At 72.3% G+C, this 24,421-nt stretch carries 28 protein-coding genes; 13 read left to right on the top strand and 15 right to left on the bottom strand.

Translation table 11 applies throughout. From position 1 onward, the window contains the following. The first annotated feature begins 79 nt into the window (after window positions 1-79). A complete protein-coding gene (locus KYT88_RS00755) occupies window positions 80-1,270 on the top strand; it encodes a sensor histidine kinase (protein ID WP_147362324.1) in 1,191 nt (396 codons plus the stop codon). Window positions 1,271-1,302: 32 nt separating this feature from the next. On the opposite strand, the gene KYT88_RS00750 is transcribed toward KYT88_RS00755, so the two are convergent. Further along, on the bottom strand, window positions 1,303-2,424 hold the full coding sequence (locus KYT88_RS00750; RefSeq protein WP_043582943.1) for a zinc-binding alcohol dehydrogenase family protein: 1,122 nt from the start codon (window positions 2,422-2,424) through the stop codon (window positions 1,303-1,305). 96 nt (window positions 2,425-2,520) lie between these two features. On the opposite strand from KYT88_RS00750, the gene KYT88_RS00745 reads away from it, so the two are divergent. The 4 genes from KYT88_RS00745 (at window position 2,521) to KYT88_RS00730 (ending at window position 3,895) form a co-directional block, all read left to right on the top strand. Further along, the gene (locus KYT88_RS00745; RefSeq protein WP_043582941.1) at window positions 2,521-3,096 is read left to right on the top strand and encodes a TetR family transcriptional regulator; all 576 of its coding nucleotides are present in this window, start codon (window positions 2,521-2,523) and stop codon (window positions 3,094-3,096) included. After that, the gene (locus tag KYT88_RS00740) at window positions 3,096-3,323 is read left to right on the top strand and encodes a DUF2283 domain-containing protein (RefSeq protein WP_043582939.1); all 228 of its coding nucleotides are present in this window, start codon (window positions 3,096-3,098) and stop codon (window positions 3,321-3,323) included. Before KYT88_RS00745 ends, KYT88_RS00740 begins: the two co-directional genes overlap by 1 nt. A gap of 63 nt (window positions 3,324-3,386) precedes the next feature. Then, window positions 3,387-3,638: a type II toxin-antitoxin system Phd/YefM family antitoxin gene (locus tag KYT88_RS00735; RefSeq protein WP_043582937.1), complete on the top strand. Its 252-nt coding sequence runs from the start codon at window positions 3,387-3,389 to the stop codon at window positions 3,636-3,638. Next, window positions 3,635-3,895, top strand: coding sequence for a Txe/YoeB family addiction module toxin (locus KYT88_RS00730; protein ID WP_043582935.1), 261 nt, complete (start codon window positions 3,635-3,637; stop codon window positions 3,893-3,895). Before KYT88_RS00735 ends, KYT88_RS00730 begins: the two co-directional genes overlap by 4 nt. A 108-nt stretch (window positions 3,896-4,003) precedes the next feature. Here KYT88_RS00730 and KYT88_RS00725 read toward each other — a convergent pair whose 3' ends face one another. Then, window positions 4,004-4,309, bottom strand: a complete 306-nt coding sequence (locus KYT88_RS00725; RefSeq protein WP_200871128.1) for a hypothetical protein — start codon at window positions 4,307-4,309, stop codon at window positions 4,004-4,006. A gap of 201 nt (window positions 4,310-4,510) precedes the next feature. Then, complete coding sequence (locus KYT88_RS00720) at window positions 4,511-4,852, bottom strand: DUF2200 domain-containing protein (RefSeq protein ID WP_043582931.1); 342 nt, start codon at window positions 4,850-4,852, stop codon at window positions 4,511-4,513. 135 nt (window positions 4,853-4,987) lie between these two features. Between KYT88_RS00720 and KYT88_RS00715 the strand changes: the two genes are divergently transcribed. Next, the gene (locus KYT88_RS00715; RefSeq protein WP_043582929.1) at window positions 4,988-6,037 is read left to right on the top strand and encodes an LLM class flavin-dependent oxidoreductase; all 1,050 of its coding nucleotides are present in this window, start codon (window positions 4,988-4,990) and stop codon (window positions 6,035-6,037) included. A 27-nt stretch (window positions 6,038-6,064) separates the two neighbouring features. Here the strand turns inward: KYT88_RS00715 and arfB are convergent, their stop codons facing one another. From arfB to KYT88_RS00700, 3 genes are read right to left on the bottom strand one after another with little or no spacing between them, the layout of a single operon-like run. Beyond that, window positions 6,065-6,487: an alternative ribosome rescue aminoacyl-tRNA hydrolase ArfB gene (gene arfB, locus KYT88_RS00710; RefSeq protein WP_043582927.1), complete on the bottom strand. Its 423-nt coding sequence runs from the start codon at window positions 6,485-6,487 to the stop codon at window positions 6,065-6,067. 39 nt (window positions 6,488-6,526) lie between these two features. Further along, on the bottom strand, window positions 6,527-6,766 hold the full coding sequence (locus KYT88_RS00705; RefSeq protein ID WP_043582925.1) for a hypothetical protein: 240 nt from the start codon (window positions 6,764-6,766) through the stop codon (window positions 6,527-6,529). Between the two features lie 28 nt (window positions 6,767-6,794). After that, window positions 6,795-7,652 carry a phosphatase PAP2 family protein gene (locus KYT88_RS00700; RefSeq protein WP_043582923.1) on the bottom strand — a complete coding sequence of 286 codons (858 nt, stop codon included), beginning with the start codon at window positions 7,650-7,652 and terminating at the stop codon, window positions 6,795-6,797. 204 nt (window positions 7,653-7,856) lie between these two features. On the opposite strand from KYT88_RS00700, the gene KYT88_RS00695 reads away from it, so the two are divergent. After that, window positions 7,857-8,714 (top strand): 3-hydroxyacyl-CoA dehydrogenase, encoded by an 858-nt coding sequence (locus KYT88_RS00695; RefSeq protein WP_043582921.1) that lies wholly within the window; start codon window positions 7,857-7,859, stop codon window positions 8,712-8,714. A gap of 96 nt (window positions 8,715-8,810) precedes the next feature. Continuing rightward, complete coding sequence (locus tag KYT88_RS00690) at window positions 8,811-9,449, top strand: LysE family translocator (RefSeq protein ID WP_043582919.1); 639 nt, start codon at window positions 8,811-8,813, stop codon at window positions 9,447-9,449. Here the strand turns inward: KYT88_RS00690 and KYT88_RS00685 are convergent. Then, complete coding sequence (locus tag KYT88_RS00685; protein ID WP_237583722.1) at window positions 9,446-10,024, bottom strand: TetR/AcrR family transcriptional regulator; 579 nt, start codon at window positions 10,022-10,024, stop codon at window positions 9,446-9,448. The genes KYT88_RS00690 and KYT88_RS00685 overlap by 4 nt on opposite strands. Window positions 10,025-10,091: 67 nt before the next feature. On the opposite strand from KYT88_RS00685, the gene KYT88_RS00680 reads away from it, so the two are divergent. From KYT88_RS00680 to KYT88_RS00670, 3 genes are all read left to right on the top strand, one after another. Continuing rightward, window positions 10,092-12,713: an MMPL family transporter gene (locus KYT88_RS00680; RefSeq protein ID WP_043582916.1), complete on the top strand. Its 2,622-nt coding sequence runs from the start codon at window positions 10,092-10,094 to the stop codon at window positions 12,711-12,713. Between the two features lie 56 nt (window positions 12,714-12,769). Continuing rightward, the gene (locus tag KYT88_RS00675) at window positions 12,770-13,960 is read left to right on the top strand and encodes a Gfo/Idh/MocA family protein (protein ID WP_043582914.1); all 1,191 of its coding nucleotides are present in this window, start codon (window positions 12,770-12,772) and stop codon (window positions 13,958-13,960) included. A gap of 98 nt (window positions 13,961-14,058) precedes the next feature. Then, window positions 14,059-15,924 carry a glycoside hydrolase family 2 protein gene (locus tag KYT88_RS00670; protein ID WP_051629171.1) on the top strand — a complete coding sequence of 622 codons (1,866 nt, stop codon included), beginning with the start codon at window positions 14,059-14,061 and terminating at the stop codon, window positions 15,922-15,924. A gap of 101 nt (window positions 15,925-16,025) precedes the next feature. Here KYT88_RS00670 and KYT88_RS00665 read toward each other — a convergent pair whose 3' ends face one another. Genes KYT88_RS00665 through KYT88_RS00645 form a run of 5 tightly spaced genes read right to left on the bottom strand, consistent with a single transcriptional unit; the run spans window position 16,026 to window position 21,216 of the window. Then, window positions 16,026-16,907, bottom strand: a complete 882-nt coding sequence (locus KYT88_RS00665; RefSeq protein WP_043582912.1) for a carbohydrate ABC transporter permease — start codon at window positions 16,905-16,907, stop codon at window positions 16,026-16,028. Beyond that, window positions 16,904-17,899, bottom strand: a complete 996-nt coding sequence (locus KYT88_RS00660) for a carbohydrate ABC transporter permease (protein ID WP_043582910.1) — start codon at window positions 17,897-17,899, stop codon at window positions 16,904-16,906. The genes KYT88_RS00665 and KYT88_RS00660 overlap by 4 nt, the downstream gene beginning before the upstream one ends. Before the next feature lie 42 nt (window positions 17,900-17,941). Beyond that, window positions 17,942-19,264 carry an ABC transporter substrate-binding protein gene (locus KYT88_RS00655; protein WP_043582908.1) on the bottom strand — a complete coding sequence of 441 codons (1,323 nt, stop codon included), beginning with the start codon at window positions 19,262-19,264 and terminating at the stop codon, window positions 17,942-17,944. 54 nt (window positions 19,265-19,318) lie between these two features. Then, window positions 19,319-20,131: a hypothetical protein gene (locus KYT88_RS00650; protein ID WP_043582906.1), complete on the bottom strand. Its 813-nt coding sequence runs from the start codon at window positions 20,129-20,131 to the stop codon at window positions 19,319-19,321. After that, complete coding sequence (locus tag KYT88_RS00645) at window positions 20,128-21,216, bottom strand: Gfo/Idh/MocA family protein (protein ID WP_043582904.1); 1,089 nt, start codon at window positions 21,214-21,216, stop codon at window positions 20,128-20,130. Before KYT88_RS00645 ends, KYT88_RS00650 begins: the two co-directional genes overlap by 4 nt. A gap of 111 nt (window positions 21,217-21,327) precedes the next feature. Here KYT88_RS00645 and KYT88_RS00640 point away from each other — a divergent pair, with 111 nt between their 5' ends. Further along, window positions 21,328-22,077: a TetR/AcrR family transcriptional regulator gene (locus KYT88_RS00640; RefSeq protein ID WP_043582902.1), complete on the top strand. Its 750-nt coding sequence runs from the start codon at window positions 21,328-21,330 to the stop codon at window positions 22,075-22,077. Window positions 22,078-22,087: 10 nt separating this feature from the next. Beyond that, window positions 22,088-22,483: a hypothetical protein gene (locus KYT88_RS00635; protein ID WP_147362442.1), complete on the top strand. Its 396-nt coding sequence runs from the start codon at window positions 22,088-22,090 to the stop codon at window positions 22,481-22,483. Here the strand turns inward: KYT88_RS00635 and KYT88_RS00630 are convergent. The 3 genes from KYT88_RS00630 to KYT88_RS00620 are packed head-to-tail and all read right to left on the bottom strand — an operon-like array spanning window position 22,480 to window position 24,345. Further along, the gene (locus KYT88_RS00630; RefSeq protein ID WP_043582900.1) at window positions 22,480-22,917 is read right to left on the bottom strand and encodes a hypothetical protein; all 438 of its coding nucleotides are present in this window, start codon (window positions 22,915-22,917) and stop codon (window positions 22,480-22,482) included. The two genes, KYT88_RS00635 and KYT88_RS00630, sit on opposite strands and share 4 nt — an antisense overlap. Beyond that, complete coding sequence (locus tag KYT88_RS00625) at window positions 22,914-23,498, bottom strand: TetR/AcrR family transcriptional regulator (RefSeq protein ID WP_043582899.1); 585 nt, start codon at window positions 23,496-23,498, stop codon at window positions 22,914-22,916. The genes KYT88_RS00630 and KYT88_RS00625 overlap by 4 nt, the downstream gene beginning before the upstream one ends. After that, window positions 23,491-24,345 carry an alpha/beta fold hydrolase gene (locus KYT88_RS00620; protein ID WP_043582898.1) on the bottom strand — a complete coding sequence of 285 codons (855 nt, stop codon included), beginning with the start codon at window positions 24,343-24,345 and terminating at the stop codon, window positions 23,491-23,493. The genes KYT88_RS00625 and KYT88_RS00620 overlap by 8 nt, the downstream gene beginning before the upstream one ends. Window positions 24,346-24,421: the final 76 nt, after the last annotated feature.

The raw sequence follows: 24,421 nt of genomic DNA, 5'->3' as shown, positions 1-24,421 counted from the left end.
GACGGGATTCTGGAACGAGGCGTGCAAGCTCCTCGGGATCTGCAAGTGAATCGGGCCGACGACCCGTCATGATGGGCGGGTGACGAGAGCCGCGGACCTCCGACGCCGCATGGCCGGGCTGCCGGACGCCCTGCGCGGGGGCGAGGCGGGCTTCTCGTCCCTGCCGTTCGGTGGACGCATCGCGCTCGTGGCCGTGATGACGCTGGTGCTGATCGTCGACCTCGTCGGCTTCATCGACGACCCGGCATCGTCGTGGCGCGTGCTGGTCGCGCAGGAGGCGCCGACCGTGGCCGTCGCGCTCTTCGCGTGGTCGCCGCCCGCCGCATCCATCGGCCTGCTCGTGGCGGCGCTGCTGGAGACCGCCGGGGTCCAGGGCGGCGGTCTCGCCGTCTACCTCGCGGCCGCCATGGGGCTGGTCGTCTACACGAGCCCGCGCTGGTTCAGCACGCTGTACGCCATCACGGCCACGACCCTCATCGTGCTGCAGTGGTCGACCACGGAGGAGCTCACGACATCGGCGCTGCCCGTCGTCCTCCTCATCGGAGCGCTCGCGGCCGTCGTGGGGTGGACTCTGCGGTCCTCGTTCCGGCGTGAGCTGCGCCTCGCCGTCGACCTCGAGGACCTCGAGCGCATCCGCGCGACGGAGCTCGAGTCCGAGCGCCAGCGCATAGCGGACGAGCTGCACGACATCATCGCCCACGACGTCACCCTGGTGGCCATGCACGTACGCGTCCTCGAGCGGGTCGATGATCCCGCGCTGCAGGCGCAGTCCGTCGCCGCGATCCGGGACAGCGCCGACCAGGCACTCGCGGACATCCGGCGCGTGCTCCGCGTCGTGCGCGACGATCGCGCTGCCGTCGCCGGGGAGGACCTGGGAGGAGACGGGGACACCCTCGCCGAGACGGTCGACGCCGTCCGACGCGACCTCGAGGCACTCGGAGCGCGGGTGCACATCGGCTCGCTCCGCGGGATGGAGGTCTCGAACGCCATCGAGAGGACGATCGTCCGTCTCCTCCGGGAGGCGGCCACCAACGTGGCGAAGCACGCGTCCACCCGCCCGGACGTCCGGGTGGACTTCGAGCCAGGTCCCGCCGACGTCGCGGTCTCCGTCGCGAGCAGCCTGCCCTTCCGCAACGGCGGGAGCCCGATCCCGTCGTCCGGCTACGGGATCCACCGGATGCGCGAGCGGGTCACGCTGCTCGGCGGCGAGCTCGACGCCCGGGTCGTCGACGGATCCTGGGTCCTGCGGGCCCGCCTCCCGCGCTGCTGAGCCTCGCGGCGAGCGCCTGACGCGGCCTGCCGCTAGAGCGCGACCACGAGCTTCCGCGCCGAGACGCCCTGGCGCAGCCGGTCCATCGCGGGCTGGATCGCCTCGAGCCCGGTCCCGACGACCTCGGCCGCCGGCGCCGCGACGTAGCGGCCCTCGGCGAGCGCGGCCGGCAGGAAGCGCTCCCAGAGCATCGGGCCGACCTCGTCGTGCATGAGGGCGCTGCCCCAGATGAAGGTCGCCCGGATGCCGCGGACGCGCGCGCGGATCATCAGGGCCGGGGTGGCGGTGCCCATGCGGATCCCGAGGCGCACGAGCGGCAGGCCGATGCGCCCGCCGCGCGGGAGGGTCTCGAACGACACCGGCGGGCTCGCCATGCTGACCCGCGTCGCGCCCGTGGCGATGGCGATGTCGACGGCCGGGCCGCCGGATCCCGTGCCGATGGCGAGCACGCCCGCCACCTTCCTGCCGCTCGCCGCGAGGTGCGCCACGATGTCCCGCACGGCCGTCGGGCTCCGGTAGTCGAACGCGCGGCTCGCGCCGAGGCCCGTCACGAGCTCGTGGTTGCGCGGCGAGGCGGTGGTCACCACGTCGTACCCGGCGGCGACCGCGAGCTGGATCGCGTTGAGGCCGACGCTCGTGGATCCGCCCCACACCACCACCGTCTCGCCCGTCGGCGGCGTGGTCGCGTCGGGCATGCGGAGACCGAGCTGGCCGGCACCGAACAGACCGGAGGCGGCGGTGGAGATGCCGAGCGGCAGGACGGCGGCGTCCTCGAAGCGCATCGCGTCCGGGATCGGCGACGCGAGTTCGGTGCGGACGATGGCGCGCGTCTGGAACCCGCCCTCCGCCTGGTGCCGACGGCCCTTCTCCATGCCGACCGCGTACGCGACGACCCGGTCACCGACGGCGAAGCGCGTGACACCGGGGCCGACCTCCTCGACGACGCCCGCGACGTCCTCGCCGAGCACCGCGGGGTGCGGGAGCCAGCGGTACATGAGGTCGCCCATGTGCTGCTTCATGCTGTCCAGCGGGTTGATCGCGACGGCGCGCACGCGGATCGCGACCTCGCCCTCGCGGGGTGCGGTGCGCAGCGCGGATCCGACGGTGAGGTCGGCGGCGGACGAGGCGAGCCAGGCGGCGGTTTCGGTGGGCACAGCAGATCTCCGATCTGAGGATCGCGCTGCCCGATGACATCGCGTGTCATCACCATACACAGTCATGGCATGCCGTGTCATCACTAGGATCGACGCATGAGCAGATGGCAGCCGGACGCACGCGAGCGCCTGGCCGCCGCCGCGCTCGAGCTGTTCCGCGAGCGGGGCTTCGCGGAGACGACCGTGCCCGAGATCACCGCCCGCGCCGGCCTCACGACCCGCACCTTCTTCCGCCACTTCGCCGACAAGCGCGAGGTGCTCTTCGCGGAGGAGGACGAGCTGCCGGCGCTCGTGACGCGCATCATCCGCGAGGCGGCGCCCGACCGCTCGCCGCTGCAGGTCGTCGAGGACGGCTTCCCCGAGGTCGTCGCGTCGCAGTTCGCGGAGGGGCGCGACACCCTGCTCGCCCGCAAGCGCATCATCGGCGCCGACGCCGGGCTGCAGGAGCGCGAGATGCGCAAGGTCCAGGCGATGCAGGAGGCCGTGCGCGCGGGCTTCGTGGAGCGCGGGTCGGATCCGCTCACCGCCATGCTCGTCGCCCACGCCACCGCGACGGTCTTCGGCGTCTCCATCGGCCGCTGGCTCTCCGACGAGGGCGGCACCACCGACCTCGCCGAGGTGTTGCACGAGACGCTCGACGCGTTCCGCCGGGTGATGGGGGCGGGCGCGTGATGCGGGTCACGTACGACGCGGTGGCGGACGCCGCGTACGTCGAGCTCGCAGGTCCGCTCGGCGACGGTGAGGCGGCCACGACGATCCACTCGATCTCGACGCCCGGCGGCCGCGGCGAGGTCGCCCTCGACTTCGACGCCGACGGCCGCCTGCTCGGCATCGAGGTGCTGCACGCGAGCGCGGTGCTGCCGGCGGCGGTGCTCGCGGAGGCCGTGCGGATCGGCTAGGAAGCCCCCGCGGGTCGAGGCACGAGTGGTACGCTTTTCGGTACCACCCTGAGGAGCCGCGCCATGTCCGCCATCACCGCATCCGACGCGCGTCGGAACCTGTTCGGCCTCATCCAGCAGGTCAACGACGATCACTCCCCCGTGGAGGTCGTCTCGAAGCACGGCAACGCCGTGTTGATCTCGAAGGACGACTTCGACGCGATCACGGAGACGGCCTACCTGCTCCGGAACGCGAAGGGCGCGCAGCGGCTGCTGGGCGCCCTGGAGCGGGCACGCCGAGGCGAGTTCGAGACGCACGAGCTGATCGACGAGTGAGCCGGCAGCTCGCCTTCGACGCCGACGGCTGGGACGACTACACCTACTGGCAGGGCCAGGATCGCAAGACCCTCAAGCGGATCAACGCTCTGATCCGCGATGTGATGCGCGATCCGTTCGAAGGGCCCGGCAAACCCGAGCCCCTGAAGCACATCCTCTCGGGCGCGTGGTCGCGGCGCATCGACGAGGCGAATCGCCTGGTGTACCTGGTCACGGACACGCACATCGTGATCCTCCAAGCGCGCGACCACTACTAGCTCCGGCCAGGGACGCGCCAGCTCTGCCGTGAGTTGCGCAAGCCCACTCCTCGCCAGCACGAAGGCGCATGCAGTGACGACCCTGATTTATTTCAGGTAAACACCCCGTCAGTTGAAGCTGCCCAAGGAGTTGCGAGGAATGGACCAGCCAGTCGACCAGGTGACGAATGACGCAGGGTCAAAAGCTGAGTCCAAAATTTCCACAGAGACGATCTGACTCGCCAGCAGGGAGAGCGTGTGAGTCCGCGGGCCGTCACTCTGCCAGTCCCAGAAGTGGTACCGCGGAGTTTTGTCGAGTGCACGGCTAGCGGGCGCGTAGTCCATAGGTGCACACCGACGCACGAGAACCGCGCCGCCGTCCTCCTTCGAGCGGAACGACACTCGCACCTCGCGCAGATCCTCGATGGCGGCCACAATCTGATCGTGATTAGGCAGTTGCATGCCGAGCACCTCGTTGAGTCACTGGAGGTCCACCGGCGGCGGAGCTTCCTAAGATGAACCTAAGCCGCCGGGCCGTTGGGCCGCGAGGATCGACCTGCTTTTCGATTACGCACCTTTTGCTCGACGCCCGCGCGGTGCTGCCCTCACGGGGCTGGCGGATGTGCTGCGAATCGGCTAGCCCCGCAGCACCTTCTGCATCGGCCGGCCGCGCGCGATCTCGTCGACGAGCTTGTCGAGGATCCGGATCTCCTTCATCAGCGGGTCCTCGATCTCCTCGATGCGGACGCCGCAGATCACGCCGCGCACCTGGTCGGCGAGCGGGGTGAGGTGAGCCGCCGCGAAGAAGTCCTGGAAGGTCGTCTCCACGTCGAGGTGGCGCTGGAGCTCGGCCTGGTCGAAGCCGGTGAGCCAGGTGATCGCCTCGTCGACCTCCGCGCGCGTGCGGCCCTTGCGTTCGACCTTCTTCACGTAGAGCACGTGGACCGACGCGAACGGCGTCGTGTAGATGCGGTGCATGTCCGGAGCGTAGGCGCGCGTCGCGGCGAGGTCCAGAGCGGCCGGCGCGGGAATAGACGGGCGCGGGGCCGCCGTTCACTTCCATGCAGACGCATCCACCCGGATGCGCCGCCGTCGAGCACCGAGGAGCGCCCCATGGCCACCAAGATCGGCTTCCTGTCGTTCAACCACTGGCAGGACGTGCGGGGATCCCGCGTGCGCACCGCTCAGGAGTCGCTGCTCCAGTCGATCGACCTCGCGGTCGCGGCCGAGGAGATCGGCATCGACGGCGCGTACTTCCGCGTGCACCACTTCGCGCCGCAGCAGGCATCGCCGTTCCCGCTGCTGGCCGCCATCGCGAGCCGCACCAGCCGGATCGAGATCGGCACCGGCGTCGTCGACATGCGCTACGAGAACCCCCTCTACATGGCGGAGGAGGCGGCCATGACCGACCTCATCTCCAACCGCCGGGTGCAGCTCGGCATCAGCCGCGGATCGCCCGAGCAGGTCGAGGCCGGCTACGAGTCGTTCGGCTACGTGCCCCTCGACGGCGAGACCGACGCCGACATGGCCCGCCGCCACACCGGCCTCTTCCTCCGCGCACTCGAGGGCGAGGAGCTCGCGACCGCGGCCCCGCAGCGCGGCATCATCGCGGGCGGTGTCGCGATCACGCCGCAGTCGCCCGGCCTGCGCGAGCGGATCTGGTGGGGCGCCGGCACGCGCGCCACCGGCCAGTGGGCGGCCGAGCAGGGCATGAACCTCATGTCGTCGACGCTCCTCTCCGAGGACACCGGCGTGCCGCTCGACGTGCTGCAGGCCGAGCAGATCCAGCTGTTCCGCGACGGCTGGGCCGCCGCCGGGCACGCGTGGGAGCCGCGCGTGAGCGTGAGCCGCAGCATCATCCCAATCGTGGATGACGAGTCGGAGATGTACTTCGGCGTGCGGTCGCAGATCGAGGGCCGCGACCAGGTGGGCGAGGTCGGCGGCGAGAAGTGGCGCTTCGGCCGCTCCTACATCGGCACCCCGGAGCGCCTCATCGAGGAGCTCGGCAAGGACCAGGCGATCGCCGCGGCCGACACCCTCCTCGTCACGATCCCCAACCAGCTCGGCGTGGACTTCAACCTGCGCTCGCTCGCCGCGATCAAGCAGATCGGGGAGGCGCTGGGGTGGGACCGGTCGGATGTGGCAGTGGGGGCGTCCGCCTGATCCGCTGACGCCTGCCCGTCCGCGCGCTCAGTCTCCGGTCGGCCGCTTGCGCTGCAGCTTCGTCGCGGAGCGCTGCGTCTTGGCCGCGAGGCGCCTCTTCTGGGATCCCTTCGTGGGGCGGGTCGGACGTCGTGGCGCGGCGTCGGGCGCGAGCGCGTCGGCGACGAGCTGACGCAGCCCGTCGATCGCGGCGACCCGGTTGCGCAGCTGCGACCGCTGCTCGGAGACCGTGACCGTGATGGTGCCGGCGACCAGGCGCCGGCCGAGCTTGTCGAGGATCCGCTCCCGCTGCCGGTCGCTGAGCACGAGCGATCCGGCGACATCCCACGTGAGCTGCACCCGGCTGTCCGACGTGTTGACGTGCTGACCGCCGGGCCCGGACGACCGCGAGAACCGCCACTGCAGCTCGGCGGCGGGGATGGTCAGCGCGGGGCCAACCTCGAGATCCATGCGGCAAGGTTCGCACGGAGCGACCCTGGCGCGTGCGGGCTAGCGGTTCCGGCGGAGGTTGCTGCGGCGCATGACGACCCGGCCGATCAGCACGAGCACCAGCATCACGACGATCATCAGGACGATCCGCGTGACCGACTCGAGCTCGACGAACGCGAGGGCGGACGCGGACATGAACGCGGTCACCGCGATGAGCACGAGCACCTGACGCGCGGACAGCTCACCCGTCAGCCGCTGCCGTGCCGCGGAGTCGTCCTCGAACCTGCGCCTGTCATCCATCTCCCCACCGTCCCACAGGCCGGACGGATCACCGGGCCCCGACGACCGACGCCGCGTCCGGCCGCCGCGCCGTCAGGTACAGCCGATGCGCCGTGATCACCAGCGACAGCCACGCGCCGCCGAGGAAGAAGGCCGCGAGCACGTCGGTGAACCAGTGGTGGCCGAGGTACACGCGGGTGGCGCCGATGGTCAGGGCGAAGATCACGGCGACCGCGACCGAGAGCACGCGGGTCGCGCGGCGGTGCTGGCGGAGGAGGAGCAGGTAGGCGAGGATCCCGGCGATCGCCACCGCGTTGAGCGTGTGGCCGCTCGGGAACGACGGCGACGTCTCGTACGGCGGCACCGCATCGGCGAGCGCGGGGCGGGCGCGGTCGATGATGTCCTTGCCCGCGATGGTGAGCAGCAGGGATCCGCCGCCGGCCGCGAGCACGAGGATGACCGGGGTCCACGAGCGGCGGCGCACCGCGAGGAACAGCATCGTGACCACGGCGATGATCGGCATGCCGACGACGCCTGCGACGTCCGTGTACGCGGTCGCCGCGTCGTTCAGCCACGGCGTGCGGATGCCGATCATGAAGGCGAGGAGCGGCCGGTCGAGGCCGGCGACCCCGTCGGCGTCGGTCACGTTGTCGTAGACCTGCCCGGCGATCGCGACCAGTCCGAACGCGAGCACGAGGCCCACCAGCAGCGTGATGACTAGGGCCGCGTACGGGCCGAGCGCCCGCACGATCCGCTGCACGAGCCGCACCAGCGCGCGGCCGATCGGGGTGGCCCAGCGCGTGAGGTCACGGCCGCCGAGGAAGCGGTCGCGGCGGAGCTCGCCCGCGACGCCCTGGTCGGCGGGGTCGAGGGGATCGAGGGGCCGGCGCCTCGGGGTCTCGCTCATGGGGTCCTCCTGCTCGGCGGAGGGATCCGCTCCTCGACGCTACCGAGTGCCGGCCGGGGATGAGCCGGGCAGGCAGCCGCGGGATGTCCGCTGGCCGCACGCGCGGCCCGACCGACGCCGCCCGGTGATTCGCTGGAGCGGACGCCGCACGCGGGACCCGCCCGCACCGCACCGCACCGCGCGTCCGCCGACGAAGGAGTCCGCATGCCCGACATCACGAAGGTCACAGTCCTCGGAGCCGGGGTGCTCGGTGCGCAGATCGCGTTCCAGGCCGCGAACCACGGCAAGACCGTGACGAGCTACGACGTGGACGACGCCGCGCTCGAGGCCGCGCGCGGGCGGCTCGACGCGATCGTCGCGCAGTTCGTGTCCGAGTCCGGCGAGGAGACCCGGGAGTCCGCCACCGCGGCGGCCGCCGGGATCATCCTGACGAGCGATCTCGCCGCCTCCGTCGCCGACGCCGACCTCGTGATCGAGGCCGTCCCCGAGCGCCTCGACCTCAAGCAGGACGTCTACCGCCGCATCGCCGACGCCGCGCCCGAGCGCACGGTCTTCGCGACCAACTCGTCGACGCTGCTCCCGAGCGACATCGCCGACTCCACCGGCCGCCCCGACCGCTTCCTCGCCCTGCACTTCGCGAACCACGTGTGGGTGCAGAACACGGCCGAGATCATGGGCACCGAGCGGACGTCGCCCGAGGTGTTCGACCGGGTCGTCGCGTTCGCGGAGGAGATCGGCATGGTCCCGATCCCGCTGAAGAAGGAGCAGCCCGGCTACGTGCTCAATTCGCTCCTCGTGCCGCTGCTCGCGGCGGCCTCAGGTCTCGTGCTGACGGGCGTCGCGGATCCGAAGACGGTCGACACCACCTGGCGCATCGCGACCGGCGCGCCCCTCGGCCCGTTCCAGATCTTCGACCTCATCGGCCTCCGCACCGCCTACGCGGTCTCCGCCGCGAGCGACGACCCGGGCGCGCAGGCGTGGGCGGCCCACCTCAAGAGCGAGTACCTCGACAAGGGCAAGCTCGGCAGGGAGTCGGGCGAGGGGTTCTACACGTACGGGTGATGCGACGGGCGCCGCGCCGGCCCCACTCCGCGCATGCGCCAAGCTGGTCCCTCCGGCCGCGGACCACCCGCCGCCGATCCCTCGAGGAGGACCCGGATGATCACCCTGACCGCCGCATCCGCCATGGCCGTCGTCGCCCTCGGCATGGTCCTCACTCCGGGCCCGAACATGATGTACCTGGTCTCGCGCAGCATCAGCCAGGGGCGTCGCGCGGGGCTCGTCTCGCTGGCCGGCACCGGTCTCGGCTTCGTCATCTACATGACGATGGCCAACGTCGGCCTGGCCGCGGTCTTCGTCGTGGTGCCGTGGCTATACACGGGGCTCAAGGTCGCCGGCGCGGCCTACCTGCTGTGGCTCGCGTACTCGACGCTGCGACCGGGCGGCTCCTCCGTCTTCGACACGCGGGACCTGCCGCGCGACTCCACCGCGAAGCTCTTCCGCATGGGGCTGGTCACGAACCTGCTCAACCCGAAGGCCGCGATCATGTACCTCGCGCTCATCCCGCAGTTCGTCGACCAGGGCGCGGGCGACGTCGTTGCGCAGGGCTTCCAGCTCGGGGCGGTGCAGATCTTGGTGAGCATGGCGGTCAATGCGGGGATCGTCCTCGCGGCCGGCTCGATCGCCGTCTTCCTGCGGGGCCGACCGCGGTGGATGCGCTGGCAGCGCTGGGCCACCGGCGGGCTCCTCGGGGCGGTCGGCGTGAAGCTCGCCGTCGAGGCGCCAGCGCCGGCCTAGGCGCCGCCGCCACCCAGCACGAACCGCACCAGCCGCGTCACGCTCTCCGCGTGGTCGCCCTTGCGGCCGAGCACGCGCAGCACGATGACGCCGAGGATCGCCTGGCCGAGCTCGTCGACGGGCGCGTCGGCGGGGAGCTGGCCCGCGCGGATCCCCGAGGCCAGGCGCTCGGACAGGTCGCGGTCGACGCCGAGGCTCGCGCTCAGGCTGTCGCCCACGGCCGCGTCCTCGGCGGCGGCGGCCACGAGCGAGCGCACGAGCGGACCGCCGGTGGGCGCGTCGATCTCAGCGAGCACGTGGGTGAGCCAGCGCTCGATGTCGGCGAGGAGGTCACCCGTGTCGGGCACGGCGAACTCCACGGGCATCAGGCGGCCCTCGGTCATGCACTCGGCGATGAGCGCGCCGCGCGACGGCCACCACCGGTAGATCGTCTGCTTGCCGACGCCGGCCTCCTTAGCGACGCCCTCGATCGTGAGGTGGTCGTAGCCGACGGCGTGGATGAGGCGCACGGTCGCGCCGAGGATCGCCTCGCGGGCTGCTTCGCTGCGGACCCGTCCGGTTCGGTGCTCGTTCACCTGCACAGGGTAGCTCCAGAAACTAGACGAGACGTAGCGTATCGTCGAAGCGTCTGAGGGAGATGACATGGCGTCAGTGCTGTACCGGCTCGGTTCGATGGCCGCGCGTCGCGCGTGGCTCGTGATCGTCTCGTGGGTGGTGATCCTCGGGATCGGCGTGGGCTCGTTCCTCGCGTTCGCCGGCACCCTCGGCAACAGCTTCGACATCCCCGGCACGGCATCCGGCGCGGTCACCGACGAGCTCGCGCAGACGCTGCCCGACACCGCGGGCGGCACCGGCACGGTCGTCTACCGCACCACCGACGGCTCGGCCTTCACCGCGGCGCAGGAGCAAGCGATCTCCGCACTCGCGGCGAGCGCGGGCGACCTGCCGGGCGTCGCGCGCGTCGTGGATCCGTTCGCCGTCACGCAGCAGCGCGCCGACCAGGCCGCGCAGCTCACCAGCGGCGACGCGCAGATCACCGCGGGCCGCAGCCAGCTCGACGCCGCGCAGCAGCAGCTCGACGCCGGGAAAGCCCAGCTCGACGCGGGCCAGCAGCAGCTCACCGCCGCGCGCCAGCAGGCCGTGGCCGCAGGCGCGCCCGCGGCGCAGATCGCCGCGCTCGACGCGCAGCAGGCCCAGCTCGACCAGCAGACCCAGGCCCTCCAGCAGCAGCAGGCGACCGTCGACACCAATCGCACGCAGCTCGAGTCCGGCGCCGAGCAGGCCGAGCTCGGCCGCACGCTCCTCGGCCTCACGGACGGCATCGGCGTCGTCTCCGCGGACGGCTCGACGGCCATCGTCAACGTCTCCTTCACGGATCCGCGCCTCGAGCTCTCCGAGGAGACCAAGGAGTCCGCGATCGCGCACTTCCAGGACTCCCCCGTCGCCGGCACGAGCGTCGACTTCGCGACCGACCTCGCGCAGGGCGTGCCCGAGATCTTCGGCATCGGCGAGGTCGTCGGCCTGGTCTTCGCGGCCATCGTGCTCATCGTGATGCTCGGCACCGTCATCGCCGCGTCGCTCCCCATCGTCACCGCGGTGGTGGGCGTGGGCGTCGGCGTCACGGCCTCGCTCGCGTTCTCGGGGATCGTCGACATGGCGTCGGTGACCCCGGTGCTGGGCGTGATGCTCGGCCTCGCGGTCGGCATCGACTACTCCCTCTTCATCGTCAACCGGCACCGGAAGCAGATGCTCGCCGGCACGGGCGTGCGGGAGTCGATCGGGCTCGCGAACGGCACGTCGGGCACGGCGGTCGTGTTCGCGGGATCCACCGTCATCGTCGCGCTCCTCGCGCTCAACATCACGGGCGTGCCGTTCCTCGCGCTGATGGGCACGGTCGGCGCGGTGTGCGTGCTCGTCGCCGTGCTCGTCGCGATCACGCTCACGCCCGCGGTGCTCGGCCTCGCCGGGACGCGCGTGCTGCGGAAGCGCGATCGCGCCCGCGCGGCGGCCGCCGACCCGGCCCGCCCGCAGGACGCCGCGAAGACCCTGAAGCCCATGTCGAACGCGCGCGCCGTGCTCACGGTGCTCGGCACGGTCGTCGCCCTGCTCGTGATCGCGATCCCGAGCCTGTCGATGCGGCTCGGCCTGCCCGACGGATCCAGCGAGCCGGCCGGATCCACCAGCGAGCGCGCCTTCTCGACGGTCGCCGACGAGTTCGGCGAGGGCGCCAACGGCCCGCTGCTCGTGGTCGCCGACGTGCCGGCCGGCCTCGCCGACGCGGACCTCCTCGCCACGCAGGTCGCCGTCGCGCAGGCGCTGCACGACCTCGACGACGTGGTCGCCGTGGCGCCCGTCGCCAACACCGACGACGGCACCGTGCTCGCGTTCCAGGTGCTCCCGCAGGAGGGCCCGAACAGCGCGTCGACGGAGGAGCTCGTGCAGGACATCCGCGCGCTGCCCGCGCTCGACGGCGGGATCACGCTCGGCGTCGCCGGGCAGGCCGCCACCAACATCGACATCTCGGAGGCGCTGGCCGCCGTGCTGCCGCTCTACCTGCTCGTGGTCGTGGGCCTGTCGCTGCTGATCCTGATCGTGGTGTTCCGCTCGATCCTCCTGCCGCTCATCGCGACCGGCGGGTTCGTGCTCTCGCTGTTCGCGACCTACGGCCTCATCGTCGCCGTGTTCCAGTTCGGCTGGGGCGCGAGCCTCATCGGGCTGGAGAGCAGCGGCCCGATCCTCAGCTTCCTGCCGGTGATCCTCGTCGGGATCCTGTTCGGCCTCGCCATGGACTACCAGCTGTTCCTCGCGAGCGGCATGCGCGAGGCGTACGTGCACGGCGCCGAGGCGCGGCTCGCGGTGGTGCAGGGGTTCCGGGCCGGGCGCGCGGTCGTCACGGCGGCGGCGCTGATCATGGTCTCGGTGTTCGGCGGGTTCGTCTTCTCCGAGTCGACGATCATCCGCTCGATCGGCTTCGGCCTCGCGTTCGGCGTGCTGCTCGACGCCTTCGTGGTGCGGATGCTGCTGATGCCCGCGCTCATGCACCTGCTGGGCCGCTCGGCCTGGTGGCTGCCGCGCTGGCTCGACCGGATCCTGCCGGACGTCGACATCGAGGGCGCCGCGCTCGAGCGCACGCACCCGCACGCGTCGGCGTCGGCGCCGGATCTCCCGGCCGGCCTCCCGGCGGACGGCGGGCACGGCGCGCACGCGGCCCCGCCCACGGCGTCCACCATCGAAGCCGAGACGGCGGCGGCCCCGCGCGACTGAGCGCACGCCCGGTATCGTCGGAGCGGGCTCGCCGTCGTGCCCGGGAGGCGAGCACCATGACCACGTCCGATCGCCGACCGGGGGCCGCCGACGGACCCGCATCCGACCGCCTGCCCGTCGTCGTGGTGGGCGCCGGCGTGATGGGCGCGCTGTGGATCCGCATGCTCGCCGATTCCCCGCACGCCGCGCTAGTGGGCGTCGTCGACCTCGACGTGCCGCTCGCGGAGTCCGCCGTGCGCGCCGCGGGGCTCGAGGGGATCGCCGTGGGCGCGTCCGTCGCCGAGGTCGCCGCACACTCCGGCGCCCGGGCCGTGATCAACGTGACCGTGCCGCAGGCGCACCGCGTCGTCAACGAGCAGGCACTCCGCGCGGGCCTGCCGGTCCTGTGCGAGAAGCCGCTCGCGCCGACCGTCGCGGAGGCGCTGCGCCAGGTCGCGCTCGCCGACATCACCGGCGGACTCCTGATGGTCAGCCAGTCGCGCCGCTACTTCACCCACCTCACGGCGTTCCGCGAGGCGGTCGCGCAGGTCGGGCCGCTCGCGGTCGTGCACGCGCAGTTCCTGCACGAGGATCACGAGCCCGGCTTCCGCGAGCAGATGGCGCATCCGCTGCTCGTCGACATGTCCATCCACCACTTCGACCAGCTCCGGTACGCGACGGGCGAGGAGCCCGTGGCCGTGCGCTGCAGCTCGTGGAACCCGCCGTGGAGCTGGTTCGCGGGCGACGCCGCGGCCACCGCCGACTTCGAGCTCGCGTCCGGTGCCCGGTTCGCGTACGTCGGCAGCCGCTGCACACCCGGCATGCCCACGTCGTGGAACGCCGACTGGCGTGCGTACGGCGAGCGCGGCGCCGCGCGCTGGGACGGCGACGAGGTCGTCGGGCTCGACGTCGCGGGCGGCCGGTTCGACGTGCCCGAGCACCCCGAGGGCATCGCCGCGTCGCTCGAGGAGTTCGTCGGATCCCTCCGCGCCGGCACGAGCCCGCCGACGGAGGTGCGGCACAACGTGCTCAGCCTCGCGATGGTGGAGGGCGCGATCCGCAGCAGCGAGCGGGGCGGCGAGCGCGTCGTCATCGCCGACCTGCTCGAGGACGCGCTCGCCCAGGCGATCGCCGACGAGCGGAGCGCCGACGTCGCCGACCTGCTCCGCTCGTGGACGAGCGCGGCGGACGGCATCCGCAGCCCGGCCTGGGGATCCGCGCCCGCCGCCACCCCGTCCGCTCCGACCGCCCCGCGCGACGCCCGCTGACCGACGCGCCCGCCTCCCGTCCGGCGCCGTCCCATCCCGCCGCGGCAGGCTGGCATCGACCGCACCTCCCCTCCGTCTCGACAGAAGGAAGCCCGATCATGACCGACAGCACCGCGACCACGACCGCGACCGCCACTCCCGCGATCCCCAAGCCCGAGCACCCGCGCCCGCAGTCCACGCGCCCCGACTGGCTGAACCTCAACGGCCCGTGGCAGTTCGAGCGCGACCGCGGCGACAGCGGCCTCGAGCGCGGGCTCCTCGAGCGGGATCTGGCGGAGGAGATCCTCGTGCCGTTCGCGCCGGAGTCCACCGCGTCGGGCATCGGCGACGTCGACTTCCTCACGGCGGTCTGGTACCGCCGCACCGTGCGGATCCCCGCGGGCTGGAGCGGCCGCCGCGTCCTCCTCCACTTCGGCGCCGTCGACCACGACGCCACCGTGTGGGCGAACGGCGAGGAGGTCGCCCGGCACCGCGGCGGCTTCACGTCGTTCACGGCGGATCTCGGCGTGCGGGCCGACGAGGAGGAGCTGACCATCGTGGTCCGCGCCCGCGACACCCGCGACGAGCCGCAGGCCCGCGGCAAGCAGGCGACCTGGTTCGAGAACACGTCCTGCTTCTACACGCGCACCACCGGGATCTGGCAGACGGTGTGGCTGGAGCCCGTGCCCGAGGCGCACATCCGCTCCGCGCACATCGAGCCGCAGCGCGCGGACTCGTCGTTCACCGTCACCCCCGAGCTCTCGCACCGGACGGCCGGCCTGTCGTTCGAGGCCGTGCTCGCGGACGCAGCCGGCGAGATCACCCGGGCGCGGATCCCCGCGGCCGACCTGGGCACGCGCGTCACCCTCCGCATCCCCGAGGGCCGCGTGCGCCTGTGGTCGCCCGAGGACCCGCACCTCTACGACATCACGCTGCGCCTGGTCGACGGGTCGGGCGTCGACGACCGCGTGGTCGACGAGGTCGCCTCGTACGGCGGCCTCCGCTCCATCGCGATCGACGGCCGCGACGTGCTCCTCAACGGCCGGCGCGTCTTCCAACGGCTCGTGCTCGACCAGGGCTACTGGCCGGACACCCTGATGACCTCGCCCGACGACGCCGCCCTCGTCCGCGACATCGAGCTGTCGATGGCCGCGGGCTTCAACGGCGCCCGCCTGCACCAGAAGGTGTTCGAGGAGCGCTTCCTCTTCCACGCCGACCGCCTCGGCTACCTCGTCTGGGGCGAGTTCGGCGACTGGGGCGCGGGCGGCGGCCTCGGCAAGGACGCGCAGCAGCCGACGGCGTCCTTCATCACCCAGTGGATCGAGGCGGTCACGCGCGACCGCTCGCACCCGTCGATCGTCGGCTGGTGCCCGCTGAACGAGACGTACCAGGCGATCCACGACCGCATCACGCAGCTCGACGACGTGACCGCCGGCATGTACCTCGCCACGAAGGCGGCGGATCCGAGCCGTCCCGTCCTCGACGCGTCCGGCTACTCGCACCGCGTGCGTTCCTCCGACGTCTACGACTCGCACTCCTACGAGCAGGACCCGGACGCGTTCCGCCGCGAGCAGGCCGGCCTCGCCGAAGGTCGCCCGTTCGTCAACGAGCTCCAGGGCCGCGCGATCTCCGTGCCCTACGCGGGCCAGCCGTTCTTCGTCTCCGAGTACGGCGGCATCTGGTGGAACCCCGACGAGATCGACCGCCCTCAGGCCGACGCCAGCGACCCGGCGCGCGCCGTCTCCTGGGGCTACGGCGAGCGCGTCGCGAGCGTCGAGGAGTGGCACGCCCGCTTCCGCGGCCTCACCGAGGTGCTGCTCGAGGATCCGCTCATGTTCGGCTACTGCTTCACGCAGCTGACCGACACCTTCCAGGAGCAGAACGGCATCTACGACTTCCACCGCCGCCCGAAGTTCGACATCGCGCGCATCCGCGAGGTGCAGGAGCAGCGGGCGGCGTACGAGGCGCGGGACGATGAGGCGTAGCCGCACGCTCCACGCACGACGAGAGCCCGCCCCCGAGATCCATCCGGATCACGGGGGCGGGCTCTCGTGCGGGACGCGGCCTCACCCGCGCCCCGGCCGCATCACCTCCCGGCGAGCGACCCGCCGATCCCGCCGACGCTGAAGTACTTGTTCAGCAGGGCGAAGATCAGCACGGGCGGCAGCATCATGATGACCGCGACCGCCATCACCGAGCCCCAGTCGGCCGCGTTCTGCTGGAAGAACGTGTTGAGGCCGATGGGGAGGGTGTACTTCGTGAAGTCCTGCAGGAACAGGAGCGCGATCAGGTAGTCGTTCCAGGCCAGCAGGAACGAGAAGATCGCGGTCGACAGGATGCCCGGCAGGGAGTTCCGCAGCACCACGTGGATGAATCCGCTGAACACGCTCGCGCCGTCCATCCACGCCGCCTCCTCGAGGGTGATCGGGATGGAGTCGATGTAGGCCGCCATCATCCAGATCGCGACCGACATGGTCGACCCGATGTAGATGATCGCCACGCCCTGCAGCGTGTTGATGAGGCCCATCGCCGAGAACGTGATGAACAGCGGGATCGCCGCCGTCACCACCGGCAGGGCCTGCACCACGAACAGCACGAGCGAGTACCCGGAGACGAGCTTCGACCGCGAGCGGCTGAGCACGTACCCGGCCGGCGCCGCGATCACGACCGAGACGAGCACGGTCACGAGCGCGACGATCAGGCTGTTGCCGAGCCAGATCATCACGTCGGTGCCGCCGAGCACGCGCTCGAAGTTCTCGAACGTGAATCCGGTCGCCGTCGAGTTCTGCCCCGGCTGGGTGGAGAGGAACAGCACCGCGAGGATGGGCGTGATCACCACGAGCGTGATGACCGCGATGAGCAGGAACCGCCACCACTGGCCCTTCTGCTCGCGCTGCTTCGCGGAGGTCCGCTTGACGTCCCCGACGGTCGCCGATGTGGCGCCGCCGACGGCGAGTGCCTGGCTCATTCGATGTCCGCCTTCTTGATCTGCCGGTACAGCAGCGTCGACACGATGACGAGCACGGCCGTCATCATGAAGGCCACCGCGGTCGCCGGGCCGGTCTGCAGGTTCTGGAACGCCTGCTGGTACGCCAGCACGATCAGCGACGTCGTCGCGTTCACGGGACCGCCCTGCGTGAGCAGGAAGATCGTCGGGAAGTCGTTGACGCAGAAGATCGTCATCAGCACCCAGCTGATGTACGTGGTGCGGGAGATGATCGGGAGGGTCACGCCGCGGAACGCCTGCCAGGCGCTCGCGCCGTCCATCTTCGCCGCCTCGTAGACGTTGGTGTCCACCGACGCGAGCGCCGAGGACATCATCATCAGCATGAACGGGAAGCTGATCCACACCTTGAATACGCAGACCACGACCTGCGCCAGCACCGGATCCCCGAGGAAGTTCGCGTCCGGGAACCCGAGCCTCTCCAGGATGATCGGCACCGGGCTCTGCGGCGTCGCCACGAGCCAGTTCCACGAGGTCGCCGAGACGACCACGGGGACGATCCACGGCAGGAGCAGCAGCACCTTGAAGAACCCGTTCCCGGGGATCCGGGTGCGCAGCAGCAGCGCCAGCGCGAGCCCCACGATCCACGACCCGAACACGCCCACGACCGTGAAGACGATCGTGAAGGTGGTCGCGTTGCGGAACGACTCCGAGGTGAGCACGTTCGCGTAGTTCTCGAACCCGACGAACGGCGTCTGCCACGGCAGCGTCGACGGCGTGCCCTTCTGGAGGGACTGCAGGAACGAGTAGACGACCGGGTAGACGTTGAGCAGCACGAGCAGGAGGAGGGACGGCAGCGCGAACAGCGCCAGCGTCTTCCCCGCCCGGCCGAGCGGCGTCTTCCCGCGGCCCTTCCGCGGCGCGCTCGGCGGCCGGCCGGGGCCGGCCACGCCGACGCCGCGGCGGGCCAGCCCGATCTTGTCCGCGACGCGGGTGTCGCGGGTGTCGACGGCCATCAGATCATCCCGTCCACGTCACGGCCCGGGGGACGACGCGGGTCACGCGCCGGCCTCCAGCTCCTTCTGCAGGGTCTCGAGGGACGCCTTCGCGGTGACCGTGCCGCCGAGGACCGCCTGCGCGAACGAGATCGTCGGCTGCGTGCCGTCGACCTTGGTCACGTTCTGGAAGACCGTGTTCGAGCCCGGGGCACCCCAGGTCTTCGAGATGGGCTGCCAGTCGTTGAGGATCTTCAGGGTGTTCGGGTCGTCGGCGTAGGCCTCGTCGGCGATGGACTTGAGCGGCGGCAGGCCGATGCCCGTCTGCTTCGTCCAGAGCGACTTCATGTTCTGGTAGTAGTACGTGAGGAACGCCTCGCTGTTCTCCTGGCTGGGCGTCGACTTGTACATCATGATGTTGTTCGGGAAGTAGAGCGCGCCCTTCTCGCCGCCGGGGCCCACGAGCGGGTCGCCCACCACCATCTGCGCCGCGGTCTCGGGCGTCACGTTGGCCGTGGCCCCCGCGCCGTCCCAGAACATGCCGAAGGTGCCGGCGTCCATCTGCTGGTACGCGTTGTCGGAGGTGTAGGTGGCGCTGCGGGGATCCACGTAGCCGTTCTTCACCATGCCGAGCACCCACTCGACGGCCTGGATGTTGGCCTCGGTGACGACGTCCGGGTTCTGGTCGGCGTCGAAGAGGCCGCCGCCGTTGTTGATCATGTGGGCGACGATCTGGTGGAAGCCGGTGAACGCGCCGGCGCCCGAGCGGGTGCCGTATCCGTAGACGCCGATCTTCTTGAGCGCGGCGCACGCGGCCTCGTAGCTGTCCCAGTCGGTGGGCACGTCGGCGCCGGCCTTCTCGAGCAGGTCCTTGCGGTACCAGTACATGCGCATGTCGAGGTTGTACGGGACGGCCGCGTAGCCGTTGGCGGTCTTCAGGGTGTCGACGAGGCCGGGGAGGAAGTCGTCGTAGATCCCGTTGCCCTTCCACGTCTCGATGAGGTCGTCGGCGTAGGCGATCTTGCCCTGCGACTCGAAGAGGAACGCCGTCGTCCCGCCGCCCGAGCTCACGGCGGGGCCGTTGTTGGCGGCGACCGCGGTCGAGAAGGTCTGCGTGAAGTTGGCCCACTGGACCTGCTGGTAGCTGACCTTGCCGAACCCGCTCGCGGGCTTGTAGGCGGCGGAGATCACCTTGTCCTCGGTGAGGAACGCGGGCGCTCCCCAGGGCATGTTCCAGAACTTGAGATCGCCGGCGGCGCCGCTCGCGCCTCCGCCGCCGCCGCTGCAGGCGGCGAGGAGACCGACCGCCGCGGCGCCGACGCCCGCGCTCAGGAGGGATCGTCGGGTGAGGCCGTTGCCGAAGGCGCTGGATGACTGCTGTGGCATTTCTGACTCCGTTGTCCGGTGGTGCTGTGTGTGGTGGAAGGGAAGGGGCTGGGTCTAGGGGCGCGCGTCGGCGGCGAGCGCGGGCGCTGCGGCGAGGAGCGAGCGGAGGTCGGCGACGTCGTCGGGGACGCATCGACCGTGGGCGGCGTCGCGGGCCAGGCGCATCGCCGTGCGGTGGCCGGACTCGAAGACGACCGGGAGGTCCTCGCGGCCGGCGGCGTCCGTGACGCTCGCGCGCCCGGGTGCTGCCGTGCCCGGCGCGGGGAGGACGACGTGGGCGGCGCGGTCGCCGACGACGAGCCGGAAGGTCGCGCACGCGTGGGCGTGGGCGGTGACGACCGCGCTGACGATCACGTGCACTCCGGACGCGGTGCTGCCCGAGAGCATGTAGTGGTCGGGCGTCTCCGCGAGGGGCGCGAGCTCGGTGAGCGGGGATCCGACGAGCACCTGCGCGGTGAGGGCGAGCGCGCGGGCGGAGCCTGCGAGGTCGTCGGTCGACGCGACGGTGGCGCGCGCCTCGAACAGGGCGCCGGGGGCGGCCAGCCGGTGGATCCGCGGGGCGACCCGGCGCACGGCCTCGTCGTGCCGCCACGGCACGTCGAGCACGACGGGGACGCCGGCTTCGGCCAGATCCGCGAGCTCGGCGTCGGCTGCGGGACCGGGCTCGAGCACCAGGATCGCGCGGACGCCGGATCGGGCGGCTGCCGTCGCGCGGCCCGCCCAGCCCGCGCCGCCGGCGACCACGACCACGTCGCCCGCGTCGTCGGTGCGGCGGAAGGACTCGGGCAGGCTGGCGAGGGTCGCGACGGCCGCGTGCGCGTGGGTCGCCGACCCGCCGCCGTCGATGCGGAGGGTGAGGGCGGTCATGCCGCGACCTCCGTCCGGGGTGCGTCGACGGTCGTCGCCGCGGGGACGGCGCCGCCCGAGCGGATGATCGCGGCGCTCTGCTCCGCGATGTCGGTCGCGAGGTCGAGGTCGGCGAGCTGCGCCCCCATCGGAACAGGCGCGGCCCGGCCCGTGATCACGTCGTGCACATGCTCCCACTCGCCGACGTAGCCGTTGTCCGGATACGGGCCCCAGCCGGTGGTGCCGCGGGTGTCCGTGAGCGTGGCGGTGCTGGATCCGGCGTGCACGTAGGAGAGGGAGAAGTCGAGGTGGAGGGAGCGGTCGCGCGCGACGGCGTCGAGCGTCCACTCGGGATCCCACGAGGCGCCGCCGATGCCGTGGATCTCGAGCACGCTCTCGCCCACCATCGCCACGATCTCGTAGCCCCACGGCCGGAGGGCGCGCGCGCTGATCACGCGCGGACGCTCCTCGGGCAGCAGGCGGCGCGCGAGCGGCAGGTCGTGGATCGCGAGACCGAGCACGCCGCCGGTGACCGCGAGCGCCTGCGCCTCGACGTCCGGCTCACCGGCCACGCGCGGTGCGGGGCGGCCGACGATCTCGGTGGCGGAGTCCTCGGAGTCGGGGTTCGGCGGGATGACGGCCGAGATGCGGACGGTGTGCGGCGCGCGGCCGGAGGCGTCCCAGGCGTCGGCCGCGGCGATCCAGGCGGGGTCGAACGCGTGCATGGTGCCGACGATCACGGGGACGCCGTGCTCGGCGGACGCGCGGGCGATGGCGCGGCCCTCCTCCGCGGAGATGGCGAGCGGCTTCTCGCAGAGCACGGCGCGCTTGCCGGCGCAGCACGCGGCGACGACCTGCTCGGCGTGGAAGCGGTTCGGGCTGCCGATGACGACGACGTCGACGGCCGGGTCCCGGATGAGCGCGTCCGCGTCGGTCGAGTGCCGGGCACCGGCCCGTGCGGCGACCCGCTCCGCGACGTCCGCGTCGACGTCCATCACGTGGACGACGCGGAACCGGTCCGCCATGCGCGCCAGGGTCGGCAGGTGGATGGCCTGCCCGACCGGCCCGGCCCCGACAAGGCCCACACCGAACACCTCTTCGCCCACGACGCCCTCGTCCCTAGCAATGATCACCGCAGAACGAATACTGACGCTTCGTTTACGGTTGAGTCACTGTACGTCCGGGTCCATGGACGCACAAGAGGGAGGATCTGCATCGTGACCGAGTCGAGGAGCGCCGCCCCGCGACGCCGCGCATCCTCGGTCACGACGGAAAACTTTCCGCGTGCTGGTGCGGATGCGGGCACGGCTCCGGGCCCGGGCGAGCCCCCCGGATCGACGGCTCGCGGCCTCTACTCCACGGGCGTCCGCCGGCGCGCGGAGATCGTCGCCGCAGCCGTCCGCGTGTTCGGTGTTCGCGGCTACGGTGCCGCCACCATCAAGGAGATCGCCGACGAGGTGGGCGTCTCGCCCGCGGCCGTGCTCCGCTACTTCCGCAAGGAGGAGCTGCTGACGGAGGTGCTGCGGCAGTGGGACCGGCAGCAGCCGTTCGTCTCCGAGGCCGCCCCGGGCCTGCCCGCGCTGCGCGCCTTCGTCGACCTGATGCGTTACCACGTGGAGCACCGCGGCTTCCTCGAGCTGTACCTGACCTTCGCGACCGAGACCAGCGACGCGACGCACCCGGCGCACGAGTACATGCGCGGCCGGTACGCGCGCACGATCGCGCAGATCCGCCGCCGCCTCGGCGAGGCGGTCGCGCTCGGGCAGGTGCCGCCGATGGACGACGCGACGCTCGACTACGAGGCCGCGTGCTTCCTCGCGATCCTCGACGGGCTCGAGATCCAGTGGATCCACAACCCGACGCTCGACCTGCCCGCCCTCGTCGGCGAGTACGTGGAGCAGTCGATCGCCCGGTGGCGCGGCGGGACGCGGGCCGCGGTCCCGCCCGGCTCGGCGAGCTGGGGCTGAGGTGGGCGACGTGCGCCGCCGCGATCCCGAGCGCGGGCCCCGGATCGTCCGGATCCTCTGGATCGCCGGCTTCGGCATCGGCACCACCACCCACGTCCTCGACATCGTGATCGGCGGGGCGGACGTCTACGCCGGCTTCCCGCTCGCCCTCCGCGCCTTCTGGCTGTCGCTCACGGTGCTGGATCCGCTCGTCATCGCCCTGCTGGCCCGACGGCGCCGCACCGGGGTCGCGCTCGGCATCGCCGTGATCGTCGCCGACATCGCGGTCAACTGGACGGTGTTCACGACGATCGGCGGCCTCTCGGTGTGGGGCGTGGTGGACCAGACCCTGTTCGCGATCCTCGTGCTGACCACCGCGCCCACGCTGCTCCGGCGGTGGCGACGCCCGGAGGCTGCGGCCCGCTAGCGCCGGCGATCGGCGGCGACGCCCGGTCGGCGACGCCGCGTCAGCGCACGCCAGCGCGGCTGCTCCGTGACCACCACCGCGACGCACAGCGCCGTCACGGCCACGGCGATCCACGTCGGCCAGATCGCCCACGCCGCCACCGACGCCGCGACCAGCTGCAGCAGCACGAGCAGCATCGTCACGATGCCCGGCGCCTGGACCGGGCCGTCGCCGCCGGGCCGGTCGCCCGGGGTGCTGAAGATGGCGGGCAGGGCGATCAGCAGCACGACCGCGCCGACGGCGAGCGGGATCGAGTGCGGCCACAGCGCCCACGGGGTCGCGACCCACGCGATCAGCTCGGCGAGGAAGCGCAGGCCGCCGGCGAGGGTGTCGTGCCCAGGCGGACGCGTGCCCGGCCGCGCCGCCGTCCGCGTCCCCGGTCGGCCGCCGCTCACGACGCGCGCCCGCCGCCGGCCGTCGCCCGCAGGCCGCCGTCGAGGAACGCGACGATCCATCCGAAGCTCACGTCCATGTCGGTCGCCATCTGGAAGTCGTCGGCCACCTCCAGGGTCGCGAAGCCGTGCAGCACGCTCCGCAGCATCCGGAGGGCGTGGATCCGGTCGTCCTCGCCGAGCCGGTACCCGTGCAGCACGGCGGACAGGGCGTCGAGGGCGCGCTCGCGGGCCGGGTCGAGCGGATCCCCGGCGCCCGTCGACCGCGCTCCGACCGTCGCGGCATAGCGCCCCGGATGCCCGGTCACGTAGTCGCGCAGCGCGTGCGCGGCGCCGGTCAGGGCCTCCTCGCCGGATCGCCCCTGCGTGGCGTCGCGCATCGCGTCGCCCGCCTCGGCGGTGGCGAGCACGGCGATCCGATGCTGGAGGTCGGCGAGGGAGGCGACGTGCTTGTAGAGCGACGGCGTCTTGACGCCCAGCCGCTCGGCGACCGCGCCCATGCTGAGGCCCGCGAGGCCGATCTCGTCGGCGAGCGCTGCGCCCGCCTCGGTGACCGTCGCGGCGTCGAGCCCGGCCCTAGGCACGGGCGCCCGGGGTCGTCGCGGCGAGGGTGCGGCCGAGGAACGGCAGCAGCAGCGCCAGCACCGCATCCGGCGTCTCGGCGTGCGGGTAGTGCCCGGCGCCGTCGATCACCGCGAGCTCGCCGAGCCCGGCGGGGAGGTCCGCGATGATGCGCCCGCCCTCGGCCCGCGGGTCGGCCCAGTCGGGATCCGCGCCGCCCTCGATCACGAGCACCGGGCACCGCACGTCGGCGAGCCGCGCGCCCGCGTCCGCCGGGCTCGTCTTCGCCATCGCCCGCAGCACGGCCATGCGCTCCGGTCGCTCGAGGGTCGTGCGGATGCGGTCGCTCTCGGCAGCCCAGTCGGCGGGCTTGGTGGGGAACGCGAGGTCGAGGTACCGCATCCAGCCGGCGAGGCTCCCGGCGAGGAGGACGCGGGCGAGCTGCACGGTCGCCGCCCGGTGGGCCTTCGCGCGCAGGAGGCCGCCGATGTCGGCCGACTGCGCGCGGGTGAACGGAGCGAGCTCGACGACGCCGGAGATGACGTCGGGGGCGTCGGCCGCCGCGATGGTGGCCGCGCCGCCGCTGATCGACTGGCCGACGACGACGGCCGGGCCGCCGAGGTGCAGCACCAGCGCGACGAGGTCGCCCGCGATGTCGGCGCGGCTGTAGCCGGTCCAGCCGGTGCTGGACTCCCCGCAGCCGCGGATGTCGACGTTCGCCACCCGGTAGCCGGCGGCAACGAGGCCCGGCACGAGGAAGCGGTAGGAGTGGCGGCTGTCGCCCATCCCGTGGGCGAGCACGACGAGCGGGCCGTCGCCGTCCAGGTCGTAGGCGAGGGTCTCCGCGCCGATCCTCAGGGTCTCGCTCATCGTGTCCTCCCGGGCAGCTAATCGTCGTAGCTAGAAGCTAACACGATTAGCCGACGGGGGGAAGCGCGGCGGCCGA

Source organism: Clavibacter sp. A6099 (genome assembly GCF_021919125.1).
Taxonomy (GTDB): Bacteria; Actinomycetota; Actinomycetes; order Actinomycetales; family Microbacteriaceae; genus Clavibacter; species Clavibacter seminis.
Note: the sequence above shows the minus strand (reverse complement) of the source record. Positions and strands in the feature narration are given on the sequence as shown.